Here is a 12,316-nt window from a genome sequence, read left to right as displayed (position 1 = left end):
TCTCCTTCAGGGTCGTCGGCGAGATCAGGGATTGACCACGGTCATCCACATCGGTTCGCCGCGGTTCTGCATCGCCCGCACGGCGGCGTCCGCTTCGCTCAGGACGTATCGCTGGGTGATCAGTTCGTCCGCGACCAGCGCCCCGGTCGTGAGCAGGCGGAGGATTCGCCGTGTGTCGTTGCGAGTGCACGAGCGGGTCCCGGTGAACCGCCAGCAGTTGACCATGAGGGCCGCCGGGGGGAACGGCAGTGGGGTCCGGTTGGCTCCCATGTGCACGAGAGTGCCGCCGTGGCGCAGCGCGGCCATGGCCTGGCCGGTGGCGGGGCCATCGGGCACGTAGTCGATCACAGCGTCCGCGCCACCCGGGATCTCGGTACGGAGACGCTGGGTGAGCTCCCCGGTGGTCGTCCAGTCCGGCGCGAGCTCTTCGAGCGCGACCGCCGTGGTGAGGACGGACCCGGCGAGCTCGCCGACGGCGGCCAGCCGCGCGGCACTGCGGCCGACGAGGACGAGCCTGGACACTCCGTGGTGCGCGGCCAGCTTCACCGTCGCGGTGCCCATCGCCCCGGTGGCCGCGGTGACCACGACGGTGGCGCCGGGTACGAGATCCGCGCAGTTGAGGGCACGCAGGGCATTGGCCAGGTCGTGCACCTTGGCGCCGACGTCGAACCCGACCCGATCGGGCAGCGGGTCGAGCAGCCAGTGCGGCACCCGGACGTATTCGGCCAGCGCTCCGTCGTGGTACTCCTCGTACAGCGGCAACGGCGCGTCGCTGAACGCGGCGTGGCCGATCATCGCCTGCTGCGCGCACATCATGTCGCGGTCGCTGCGGCAGTATTCACAGTCGCGGCAGTTGAGATTGGCGTGGACCCGGACCCGGTCCCCCACCGCGAAGCCGGGAACCTCGGCGCCGATCGCCGCGACAGTGCCGGCCGCCTCGTGCCCGAGCGTGGTCGGCAGATGCTTGAACGCGCCGCCACGCAGCAGCCGCATCATCCCGGGCGCGAGACCGGCGGAGCGAACGGCGACCAGCACGTCGCGAGGCCCCGTTTCCGGCACGGGAATCCGTTCCAGCACTATGTCGGAGCGGTCGCGGTGAGCGCGCGCGGCGAGCATGGTGTTCATCGGCCGCCTCCGACGATCTCGGCCAGCAGTTGCGGCGAATACGGCTCCGCGGTGCGCGCGGTATCGGCGACTTGGGGCAGCTCGCGGTGCGACAGCAGGCGGATGAACACGCCGTCCTGTTCACCGTGACCGGCGTGGGCGACCCCGAGTGGGATCCGCACGGCGTCACCGGGCCCGAGTTCCACGATCCCGCGTTGGGTCAGCAGCACCCGCCGTCCGCTGATCTGATACTGGATTTCGTCGGCGTCGAGCATGCGACGGTAGCGGCGCGGCTGATGTGCCGCCAGGTGCTCGGTGCCGAGCCGGAACTTCTCGGTGGCGTAGAGCCACGCGTGACCGGAATCGGGCCCGCACAGGACGGGGATCCGATCGGTTTCCTCGTGTACGCGGTCCAGCAGTTCCCGCTCGTCGACGGGGAAGACGGCGATGTCGTGGCCGTGCGCGCCCATGCACTGAGTGACCGCTTCGTTGATCGGGGCCGCCGCCCAGCCGGGGAACGGCGGCGTGACGGCACGCGACTCGCCCGTGTGGCCGCCGAGTTCCTCGGCCGGGGCGGGCAGATAGAACAGTAGGTGACTTTCGCCGCGCCCGTAGTTGTCGTGGGCGACGCCGCGCGGGATACGGGAGAACTCACCCGGCCGGTGCTCGATCACGCCGAGCTCGGTCATCAGGGTGCGTTCACCGGCGATCTGGTAGGAGATCTCGTCCACGTCACAGTTGCGGTGGTAGAACGGCTGCCGGTTGTTCATCGTCTGCCATTCGACCCGCGCCTGATCGTTCTCGTAGAGCCCGCGCGGCGGGGCGAAGGGCTGGTCCCGGTACTCCTGCGGGAAGTGCACCACGGCCAGCGGTGGTCGCGGCCGCGGTGGCTTCATCGGCACCGTCGGTGGATGCGGCGGGGCGAGCAGCAGGTGCTCGTCCCGCCCGACGCTGCGCAGCGGCCGGTCGGAATCCATGACCATGACGTCTTCGACGACGCGCACGGGAACCTCTTTCTCCTGCGGATGCCGGGCTCAGGTGGCCGGCAGTGCTTCGTAGTACCGGGCGGCGCCGGGATGCAGGGGTATCGGGGCCCGGCCCATCGCGACCGGGTCCAGCGGATAGGTGATCGGGCTTCGTTCGGGCGGCAGGTGGCGATACTGCCGTTCGATGACCTGCCTGGTCTCCCCGAGGATCCACGCCACCGCGTAGGCCACGTCCTCGGCGAGCTCGGTGGTGGCCAGCACCAGGAAATCAGAGAAGTCGAGGGTGCGCAGAGCCGGGCAACCGGGGAAGTACCCGGCTTCCACGGTCGCGGCGGGCCACCCGAAATCGTCCTCCAGCGACCGCAGCACGGCGGGCTCGATCTCCAGGAAACGGTATCCGCGCGCCAGCTCCTGCCAAGCGGGCAGCATCACCGCCTCCTGCACGATCATGTCGGCACGTCCGGCCAGCGCGTGCCCGAGGGATTCGAACGGGCGCTCATCCTCGAGGAAGTACCCACCCCAGCCGAGGACGTCGACTCCGGAGCGTTCCAGGACGGCACGCGCGGAAAGGCCGACGTGGTGGACACCGTCGTGAACCGAGGTGGCCACCCGCAGCCGCGGGGCCCGCTCGCGCAGCTGCGCGAAGCTATTCACGCCCAGCCGCTGGTCCACCGCGACGACCAGCCGATCACGCTGTGGGACGACACCGATCGCGCGCAATTGCGGGAAGGAATCGCCCTGGTAGACGCCACGCCCGTCGAGAGCGGCCGTGGCGAACGCCGCCGGGGTGGTCAGGGCGAGGTCCACCGCCCCGGTGCCGACCGCGCGGATCGCGTCGGCGAAACCGCGGCTGTTCCAGATCGCGATCCGGGTGCCCGCACCGGCGCGGTCGGTCAGTTCCTGGCAGATCCAGCCGCAGACGCGGTGCAGGTTCGCCGCGCCCCAGTCACCGCGCAGGTGCAGGGTCAGTGCCCGATCGAGGTGCGGTTCGAGCGGCCGCGCCGCGTTCACCGGTGGCCCCCGTCCGCGCCGTCGGTCTCGGCGCGGACGTGGTTGCGGATCGTGCCCAGCCCGTCGACCTCGACGCTGACCAGGTCACCGTCGTTGAGGAACAGCTGCGGCTCACGCCGGTAGCCGACGCCTCCTGGAGTGCCGGTCAGGATCAGGTCACCGGGCGCGAGGGCGGTGAAGGTGGAGATGACCGAGATCAGCCGGGGCACGTCGAAGATCAGCATCGACAGGTCCGATTCCTGGACTTTCCGTCCGTTCAGGACGGTGCGGATACCCGCCCCGGACAGGTCCAGCCCGTCCGGCTCGACCAGGAAAGGACCGACCGGGGTACTGGCGTCCCAGGCTTTGCCCTGCATCCACTGGTGGGTCTTGTACTGGAAGTCCCGCATGGTGACGTCGTTGGCCACGGTGTAGCCGAGCACGTGCGACAACGCGTCGGCCTCGGCGATGCGGCGGCCCGGGCGGCCGATCACCACGACCAGTTCGCCCTCGTAGTCGACCTGCCGCGCCTCGGGAGGAAGCACGATGTCGTCGTACCCGCCCAGCAGGCTGTCGGCGAACTTGGGGAACAACACCGGATACGAGGGCAGCTCCCGCTGCGTCTCGGTGACGTGCGCCCGGTAGTTGAGTCCTACGCAGAACACCTTGGCCGGGCGGGGCACCACCGGCAGCAACCGGACGCTGCCCACCTCGACCGCCGCGCCGTGGTCGCGTTCGGCGTCCCGCAGGACCTCGGGACTGGTTCGCGGACCGATCTCGGTCAGTCCGCGCAGCGGCACCAGTGTGTGCTCGCGAACCTCACCGACCCGGCGGGTGCCACGGTCGTCGTAACTCGCGTAACGCATGGTCAGTTCCCTTCGCTGGTGTGCCGCCACGACGCCAGCTGCCCGCCCCAGAGATTGACCGTACGGGGCGTCGGCTTCCACCGGCGGGGCGTATAGGCGACCCGGTCGTCGTGGAACTTCTCCATCTCGGCCGACAGTTCGATGTGGTTGCCCGCCGGGTCGTCGAAGAAGACGAACAGGTTGTTGCCGGGACCGTGGCGTCCTGGTCCCCAGGTGACGTCGACCGCTTCGTCGGTCAGGCGGTCGCACCAGGTCTTGAAGTCCTCCCACCGGGCGAGGTCGAAGGAGTAGTGGTCGATGTCGCCGCCGCGGCCCACGTCGACCGCGGCGAGGGTGTGGTGGTCGCGATCGCTGCGCAGCCAGGCGAACCCACCGTCGTCGAGCTGATCGGATACGCGGAATCCCACGGTATCGACGAAGAACGCCACCATGGCGGACACGTCATCGGTGCCAAGGGTGATGTGCTGGTACTTGACCGGGCGACGGCCGGTGTCTCCCGCGCCTTCGCCGTGCCGGGCCACCGCGGTGTGGAAGTGCACGGGCGTGCCGTGGGGATCGGCGACGGTGATACCGCGGGCGTCGCCGGGCGCGCCGTCGAGGTAGGACCGGTCGAGTTCGGCCACCGGATGCCCCGCCGTACTCAGTCTCTCGGCGATTCCGTCGATTCCGTTCTCGTCGCGTACCTCGAACCCGTAGTGCGTCAGGCCCTGACCGCCCTCGGTCAGCTCCAAGACATGGTGGCCGGTGCCCCAGCCCAGCCGTACCCGGTCACGTGCCGTCGGCTCGTCCGCTACCAGCCCGAGGATCCGCTGGTAGAAATCCACCGCTGCGGCCAGGTCGGGTACCCGGAGCCCGAGGTGCGAGACCGCCGTCCGGGTCAGGGTGCCCGTCGCGCCTCGTTCGTGCGGCGGCACGCGCTGCGATTCATCCATGATTCAACGCCTTCTCTGTCGGTGTCCGGAGGGTTTCGGCCTCGGGAAGCCAAGACCGGACGCGATGGGTGATCTCGGCGGTGTGCCCGGGAGACCAGTTCGCGGCCACGACGCGATCGGGCCGGATGAGCAGGAACCGGCGCGTGTGCTCTCGGCACTCGGCGGCCAGGGCACCGTCGACGTCGAGCAGGACCCGTCGCGGGGTGCGTGGCATGTGCTCGGTCAGCGTCACTTGCGCCTCGCACGCCCGCAGCGCGCGCCGCAAGGGCTCGACGGCCGCCCATTCGGAACCGGTGGTGTCCACGCCGAGGATGGACCAGCCGGGGCCGAGGACGTCGTCGAGACGTCGCGCGCGGTGCTCATCGGAGTCGAACACCAGCGGCTGCCCGATCGCCACCCCCACCTCGGCCGGACGGTCGGTGGGAGCGATCATGCCCTCGGTGTAGCGCTGAGATGGGCGGTAGCGCATCTGCTGCAGGTAGTCGCGGCCCGCGTCGGTGGCCAGCGCGCGCCGGATCGCCCGGTCCCGGACCGCGGCCAGGCTCGGCGAGGTCGTCATCACCAGTCTGCCGAGGCGTTCGGAGGAGCGGACGCTGGCCAGCGCGTGCGGGTACCGCTCACGCTGGTAGGTGGCCAGGCAGTCTCGGCGCAATCCGCCGGTGAGCACCTCGGCCAGCTTCCAGCTCAGGTTGGCCGCGTCGCGGATGCCCGAGTTGAGTCCCTGACCGGCGAACGGGGGCATCATGTGCGCCGCGTCGCCGAGCAGGAACACCCGCCCGAGCGTCCACCGATCCGCGACCACCGCGTGGAATCGGTAGTTCACCGCCCGCTCGACCTGCTCGGGGGTGATCGTCCGGTACGGGGACAGCAGCCGCCGGATGAGCTCGAAGGAGGGTTCCCGTTCCGGGACGCCCTCGCCGTCGAAAAGGCGGAACTCGTAGCGGCATCGCCCCTCCAGTCCCGGCACGATCACGTGCGGGCGGGCCGGATCACCGTGGTGCATGGCGAATCGTTCGGTATGCGGATCCGCCACCGTGTCCACGACCAGCCACACGTCGGGATAGCTGCGTCCGGTCATCTCCAGGCCGAGCCGCTCTCGCACCGTGGAGCGGCCGCCATCGCAGCCGAGCAGGTACCGCGCGCGGATCACCTTCGGTCCCGCCGCGGTCTCCGCGTGGACAACCACCTGCTCGGAGTCCTGCTCGAACTCGGTGACCCGGCTGCCGAACCGGAGCCGCGCGGCGGAGGAGGCCGCGACCGAGGCGGCCAGCACGCGCTCCAGATCCGGCTGTGCGAACGGGTTCTTGAACGGGTAGCCGAGCCGATAGGGCGCTGGTCCGCGAGCGTGGAACAACTCCGCGCCCGCGCTGTCGTAGTACCGCGTGCCGGTGCCGGGCACGACCACCGACATCACCTGATCGAGGATGCCTGCGCCCTGATAGACGCGCAGTGCCTCGTCATCGATGCTGATCGCCTTCGGATCGGCGCTGGTGCTTTCGTTGCGCTCGAGCACCACCGTCTCGACGCCGTGAGCCGCGAGCAGCGAAGCCACCGTCAGGCCGACCGGCCCGGCACCACAGATGACCACGTCCGTACGTTCGGCTGGTCGCATCGGCTCCCCTGGATTCCGTCGTGGGCGGTCAGTGGCCCCACCTTAAGATCGCAATCCTGTTTTATGAAAGCAGTGTCCTGCCATGCAGGACTATGGCTAATCTCGCACGATGACCACACGACCTGACCCTCGCGATTCCGGAACCCCCTACCGGGACCGCAACTCCACCGCGGACCGGGTGCTCGACATCCTGGGTCTGTTCAGCGCCGAGCGCCCCGTCTGGAGCGGGGCGGACATCGCCGCCAGCCTCGACGTGGCCCGGTCGACCGCCTACCGCTATCTGCAGAGCCTCTCGGCGACCGGGTTCGTCGAAGAGACCCCGGGTGGATTCCGCCTCGGCCCGCGGATCTTCGCGTTGGCCCGGCTCGCTCGCGTCGGCCTTGGCCTGTCCGATCTGGCCGTCCCGGTCATGCGAGGGCTGGCCGAGCACGTGAACGAAACGGTTCTGCTCACTCGCCGGTCCGGGCGTTCGGTGGTCTGCCTGGACCTGGTGGAGGTCTCCCGACCGGTACGGCTGTCCTACGAACGGGGTCACATCCTGCCGATCAACGCCGGCGCCGCGGCCGAAGTGCTGCTCGCCTGGGAGGACCCGGACGAGGTGACAGCGGTGCTGAACCAGGCCCCGCTGGAACGGTTCACCCACAAGACCCTGGTCGATCCCGCCGCCCTGCGCACTCGCCTGGAACGGATCCGCAACCGCGGGATCGCGGTGTCGCTGGGCGAACTCGACGACCACATCCTCGGTGTCGCCGCCCCGATCCGCGGCGCGAACGGCTCGGTTCGCGCCGCCATCAGCATCGCGGCGCTGGCCGCCCGGATTCCGCAAGCCCAGCTACCGGAGGTCGAGGCCGCGGTCGCGGCGGCGGCCGCGGAAGTGACCCGGCGGCTGTGCGTTCGCGACAGCTGATCGGTACGGCATCCTTCAAAGTCCTGCATTTCAGGACGGGACTGTTGCCACACAGGACAGCCGCCCTACAGTCCCGGACGCGTCCCACCGCCGCCGGCCGCGGTCCACCGCCCGGTCCGGCTGACAGGAGAGAAGTCACCATGCGCCTGGCCAATCACGAACACCGCGCGACCCTGGTCGTCGGCCCGCCCTGCGCGGAGCGGGGGCTGGACGTAGCCCGCCTCAGCGGCGACCGTTTCGGCAGCGACCCGGCCGCCCTCTACCCCCGATGGGACGAGTTCACCGCTTGGGCGGCGAACCTCGACCCGGCCGCCGCCACGGCGGACGCCATCCCGCTGGAACGCACCCGGCTGGGCCCTCCCTCGCCGTGGCCGCGCCAGGTGTTCGCCATCGGCTTGAACTACCGTTCGCACGCCGAGGAATCCGGGTTCGACGCACCCACCGGATTACCACCGGTGTTCACCAAGTACCCCTCCAGCTTCACCGGGCCCGACACGACCGTCCCGCTCCCCTCTGGCGGGAACGTGGACTGGGAGATCGAACTCGTCGTGGTGATCGGCCGCGGGGGGCACGGCATCACCGTGGACGCGGCCTGGTCGCACGTCGCCGGCCTCACCGCCGGGCAGGACCTGTCCGAACGTCTCACGCAGCTGCGTGGTCCCGCGCCCCAGTTCGGCCTTGGCAAATCCTTTCCCGGATTCTCGCCACAGGGGCCGTGGCTGGTCACCCCCGACGAGTTCGCCGATCCCGACGACCTCGAGCTGGGCTGCGTCCTCGACGGCGAACAGGTCCAGAAGGGCCGCACCCGAGACCTCATCTTCCCGGTGCCCGCGCTGATTTCCGCGCTGTCGGACACCGTCACCCTCCAGCCGGGCGATGTGGTGTTCACCGGCACACCGGCGGGAGTCGGGGTCGGACGACGGCCGCAGCGCTTCATCCAGCCCGGTCAGCGGTTGCGCGGCTGGGTGGAGGGGATCGGCGAACTGCACCAGGTCTTCCAGGACGCCACCGACCAGCATTAGGAGTCTCCATGGCACTGCACGGACTCGCCTCGGTTTCCCTCGGGGTCCCCAACGTCGCCGAGACACTCGGCTTCTACACCGAATTCGGTCTCGAACCTCGCGGAGACGGGATCTTCGCCACCCGCGACGGCGGCGAGCAACTGCGTGTCTCCCACGCCCCGACCCGCCGGCTGCTGGAGATGACCGTCGCCGCGGACGACCACGACGACCTGGGCGCGATCTCCTCCCGCCTGGCCGCCCTTGACCGGTCGCCGCGTCTCGACGCGGACGCCTTGCGCACCACCGAACCGGTCACCGGAACCCCGGTGACCGTGGCGATCCGGCCGCGCATCGTCGTCGAGCCGCCCGTACCGGGTCCGGTGTACAACGGCCCCGGCCGCATCGACCGCCACGGTCGCGCCCCCGTGCTCGGCCGCACCGACCCCGTCCGGCCCCGCAAGCTCGGGCACGTCGTCCTCGGCAGCACCGATTTGCCAACGACCCGCCGCTTCTTCACCGACGGGCTCGGCTTCAAGATCAGCGACTACATGGGTGACCGGGCCGTGTTCCTGCGCTGCTCGATCGAGCACCACAACGTGCTCGTCATGGCCGCTCCGGTGAACTTCCTGCACCACACCAGCTGGCAGGTCGACGACGTGGACGAAGTCGGCCGAGGCGCGCACGCGATGCTGCGGCACCGTCCCGAACGCCACACCTGGGGCCTGGGTCGCCACTACGCGGGCGCGAACTTCTTCTGGTACCTCAAGGACCCGGCAGGCACGTTCGCCGAGTACTACTCCGACATGGACACCGTTGGGGACGACGAACTGTGGTCCCCGAAAGTCCTCGAAGGACTCCAGGGCCTCTACGCCTGGGGGCCGCCCCCGCCGCCGTCGTTCCTCGAACCGGACGACCTGGCCGAGCTGATGACCGGGGCGCACTCACCGGTGGCCTGAGCGGTTCCGCACCGCATCCCCACATCGCGGCAACGGCCGCGAACACCACGCTCACGCGGTGGGAAGGACCCGAAAGCATGACCGAAGCCATCCCCGTCCTGGTGGCAGGCGGCGGCCCCGTCGGACTGGCCGTCGCGCTGGAAATCGCCCACCAAGGCATCCGGTCCGTGGTCATCGAACCGCGCGAGGAGGTGTCTTGGCTGCGTCCACGAGCCAAGACCACCTCCGCCCGCACAATGGAACTGTTCCGCCGGTGGGGACTGGCCGAGCAGGTCCGGGCGCGGGCGGCGCTCCCGGTCGGCTGGTCCGATCGGGCCGTGTTCACCACCGGGCTCCTGGGCCGCGAGATCACCCACATCGACCACTGCTTCGGGCTGGACCTCACCGGTGACCACCGTGCCGCCGAACCCGGCCAGCAGATCCCGCAACCGGCCGTCGAGCAGGTCCTGCGCGACACGATCAGCGGCTCGCCGCTGGTGACCCTGCGAACCGGATGGCGCGTGGTGGACCTGACCGAGGACGAGCACGGTGTCACCGCCGCCGTGATCGACCCGCACGGCCAGGCACAGCGGATCCGGGCCGAGTTCCTCGTCGGAGCCGACGGCGCGACGAGCACCGTACGCGCGGCCATCGGAGCGCGGTACGAAGGCAGCGCCGACGAGCGACCCAACTACAACATCGTCTTCCGTTCCCCCGGGCTGGCCGACCGGGTGCCCCACGGTCCCGCCGTGCACTACTGGGTACTGCACCCGACCCATCCGGGCATGCTCGGCAGACTCGACCTCGCCGACACCTGGTGGTGCATCGCCCAGAACCTTCCCCAGCAGGCCGGAGACGCCGATCCGCTCGGCGTCGTGCGCGGCCTCGTCGGAGCCGACATCCCCGCCGAAATCCTCGCCACCGACCCATGGAAAGCCAAGCTCCTGCTCGCCGACCGCTACCACAGCGACCGGGTCTTCCTCGCCGGCGACGCCGCGCACCTCAACCCGCCGTGGGGCGGTCATGGCTTTAACACCGGCATCGGCGACGCCGTCAACCTCGGCTGGAAACTCGCCGCCGTGCTGCGCGGCTGGGCACCGCGCTCGCTGCTGCCCAGCTACCAGGACGAACGCAGGCCGATCGCCGCGCGGACCATCGCCGAGGCGGCACGGAACATGAGCATCCTCGCCCCGGAACTGAGCGACGCCCGGCTCACCGGCACCGACGCGGAATTCGCCGCGGTGCGCGCCCGAGTGGCCGAAGCAGTACACCGCGACAAAAGCGGCGAGTTCCACAGCCTGGACCTGGTACTCGACTACACCTACCAAGGGTCACCGCTGGTGGGCGCCCGATCCGGAGCCCGGCTTCCGCACCACTGGCTCGGCCCCGGCGAGTCACTCTACGACCTCCTCGGACCCGGCTTCACCCTGCTCGGCCCCGCACAGCACCCCCTGATCGGCCCCTTCACCGACGCCGCCGCCGAACACCGGATCCCGCTGCACGTCGTGGCCCGCTCCGGACACCGCCTCACCCTCATCCGGCCCGACCAGCACGTCGCCTGGACCGACACCGAACCCGGAACCCCACGCGAAGTCCTGCGGCGGGCAACCGGATATCCCCGCTGACCGACCACTGGCGCCCACACCCAACGACGAGAGAGGGCACGCCAATGACCGCCACCCGCCCCCCGAAACAACACAGCGGCACCGTACTCGGCCTCGGCTGCCTCGTACTGTTCGTCGACGGCTACGACCTGTTCTCCCTCGGCACCATCGCCCCCAGCCTTCTGCGCGACCCCGCCTGGGGCGCCACCCCCGCGACCCTCGGACTGCTCGGCAGCCTCACCGCGCTCGGCATGCCGTTCGGCTCGATCATCGCCGGCCGGGCCGCGGATCGCCGCGGCCCACGCCTGCCGCTGCTCATCGCCATCACCGGGATCTCAGTGGCCATGCTCGGCGCCGGACTCGCTCCAGGACTCGCCGGACTCGGCATCGCCCGGTTCGTCACCGGAATGGGCGTCGGCGCTCTCGCGCCGCTGGTCGGCACCATGGTCGCCAACGCCGCACCCGCACACCGACGCACCCTTCACCTCGCCGCGGCCATGGGCTCCATCGGCGCCGGCGGCACCCTCTCGGCCCTGCTGGGCCGGCTGCTGCTCCCCCACGCACACTTCCAGGTCGTGTTCCTGCTCGGCGCCCTGCCCATCCTGCTGCTCCCGCTCATCAGAGCCTGGGCACCCGCCCATCCCCCGATCACCTCCGACACCCGGCGGCCACTGCGCCGGCTGTTCACCCCCGCCACCCGCCGCAGCACCATCCTGCTGTGGATCGCGGCCTTCTCCAGCATGACTCTCGTCTACAGCACCACCTCCTGGCTGCCGACCGTCCTGATGAACAACGGCTACGCCCTCACCTCCTCCCTCGAGTTCTCCATCGCCTTCACCGTCGGCGCGAGCATCGGCGGTCTCGCGGTCTCGATCTACGCCGACCGCGGGCACCTACGACTTGTCACCACCGGCACCTTCCTGCTCGCCGCCGCCGCGCTGTTCACCCTCAGCACCCAGCAACCCCGCCCCCTGCTCCTGCTGGTCTCCGCACTGGCGGGACTCGGTGCTCTCGGCGGCCAGAACATGCTCATCGCCTGCCTCAGCGCCCTGTACCCGCCCGCACTGCGCGGCACATCCCTCGGCTACGGCCTCGGAATCGGCAGACTTGGTGCCATCGCCGGCCCCGCGTACCTCGCCCTCGTCACCACCCTCATCGCCTCACCCCGCGCGGGGTTCTACGCCTTCATGGTCCCCGCCCTGATCGGCGCCGCGGCCCTGTACCTGGTGCCAAAGAACTTCGCCACCACCGGCGAACCGACCCGCGATCGTCTCCGGAACGAACCCGAACCCACGACCTCCGACGACAGCCCGATCAGCACCCAGAGCCGCGAATGACCGACCACGCGGACCTGATGACCGATGCGAGCATCACCGGCC

11 protein-coding genes are annotated in these 12,316 nt (G+C 70.2%); 5 read left to right on the top strand and 6 right to left on the bottom strand.

Annotation, left to right across the window (positions count from 1 at the left end):
• Nucleotides 1-24: 24 nt before the first annotated feature.
• From ACM6LR_RS33080 to ACM6LR_RS33055, 6 genes are read right to left on the bottom strand one after another with little or no spacing between them, the layout of a single operon-like run.
• Nucleotides 25-1,125, bottom strand: a complete 1,101-nt coding sequence (locus tag ACM6LR_RS33080; protein ID WP_414941703.1) for a zinc-dependent alcohol dehydrogenase — start codon at nt 1,123-1,125, stop codon at nt 25-27.
• Nucleotides 1,122-2,108: a hypothetical protein gene (locus ACM6LR_RS33075; RefSeq protein ID WP_414945202.1), complete on the bottom strand. Its 987-nt coding sequence runs from the start codon at nt 2,106-2,108 to the stop codon at nt 1,122-1,124. The genes ACM6LR_RS33080 and ACM6LR_RS33075 overlap by 4 nt, the downstream gene beginning before the upstream one ends.
• Before the next feature lie 30 nt (nt 2,109-2,138).
• On the bottom strand, nt 2,139-3,101 hold the full coding sequence (locus ACM6LR_RS33070; protein WP_414945201.1) for a TAXI family TRAP transporter solute-binding subunit: 963 nt from the start codon (nt 3,099-3,101) through the stop codon (nt 2,139-2,141).
• A complete protein-coding gene (locus ACM6LR_RS33065; protein WP_414941706.1) occupies nt 3,098-3,946 on the bottom strand; it encodes a fumarylacetoacetate hydrolase family protein in 849 nt (282 codons plus the stop codon). The genes ACM6LR_RS33070 and ACM6LR_RS33065 overlap by 4 nt, the downstream gene beginning before the upstream one ends.
• Before the next feature lie 2 nt (nt 3,947-3,948).
• Nucleotides 3,949-4,878 (bottom strand): VOC family protein, encoded by a 930-nt coding sequence (locus ACM6LR_RS33060; protein ID WP_414941707.1) that lies wholly within the window; start codon nt 4,876-4,878, stop codon nt 3,949-3,951.
• Nucleotides 4,871-6,490, bottom strand: coding sequence for a bifunctional 3-(3-hydroxy-phenyl)propionate/3-hydroxycinnamic acid hydroxylase (locus ACM6LR_RS33055; protein ID WP_414941708.1), 1,620 nt, complete (start codon nt 6,488-6,490; stop codon nt 4,871-4,873). Before ACM6LR_RS33055 ends, ACM6LR_RS33060 begins: the two co-directional genes overlap by 8 nt.
• A 109-nt stretch (nt 6,491-6,599) precedes the next feature.
• Between ACM6LR_RS33055 and ACM6LR_RS33050 the strand changes: the two genes are divergently transcribed.
• From ACM6LR_RS33050 to ACM6LR_RS33030, 5 genes are all read left to right on the top strand, one after another.
• A complete protein-coding gene (locus ACM6LR_RS33050; RefSeq protein ID WP_414941709.1) occupies nt 6,600-7,397 on the top strand; it encodes an IclR family transcriptional regulator in 798 nt (265 codons plus the stop codon).
• 140 nt (nt 7,398-7,537) lie between these two features.
• Nucleotides 7,538-8,419: a fumarylacetoacetate hydrolase family protein gene (locus ACM6LR_RS33045; RefSeq protein ID WP_414941710.1), complete on the top strand. Its 882-nt coding sequence runs from the start codon at nt 7,538-7,540 to the stop codon at nt 8,417-8,419.
• An 8-nt stretch (nt 8,420-8,427) separates the two neighbouring features.
• A complete protein-coding gene (locus tag ACM6LR_RS33040) occupies nt 8,428-9,354 on the top strand; it encodes a VOC family protein (protein ID WP_414941711.1) in 927 nt (308 codons plus the stop codon).
• 77 nt (nt 9,355-9,431) lie between these two features.
• A complete protein-coding gene (locus ACM6LR_RS33035; protein WP_414945200.1) occupies nt 9,432-10,958 on the top strand; it encodes an FAD-dependent monooxygenase in 1,527 nt (508 codons plus the stop codon).
• A gap of 44 nt (nt 10,959-11,002) precedes the next feature.
• A complete protein-coding gene (locus ACM6LR_RS33030) occupies nt 11,003-12,274 on the top strand; it encodes an MFS transporter (protein WP_414945199.1) in 1,272 nt (423 codons plus the stop codon).
• Nucleotides 12,275-12,316: the final 42 nt, after the last annotated feature.

This window comes from Amycolatopsis sp. cmx-11-32, from assembly GCF_047608695.1.
Classification (GTDB): Bacteria; Actinomycetota; Actinomycetes; order Mycobacteriales; family Pseudonocardiaceae; genus Amycolatopsis.
This window is presented reverse-complemented; position numbering and strand designations above follow the sequence as displayed.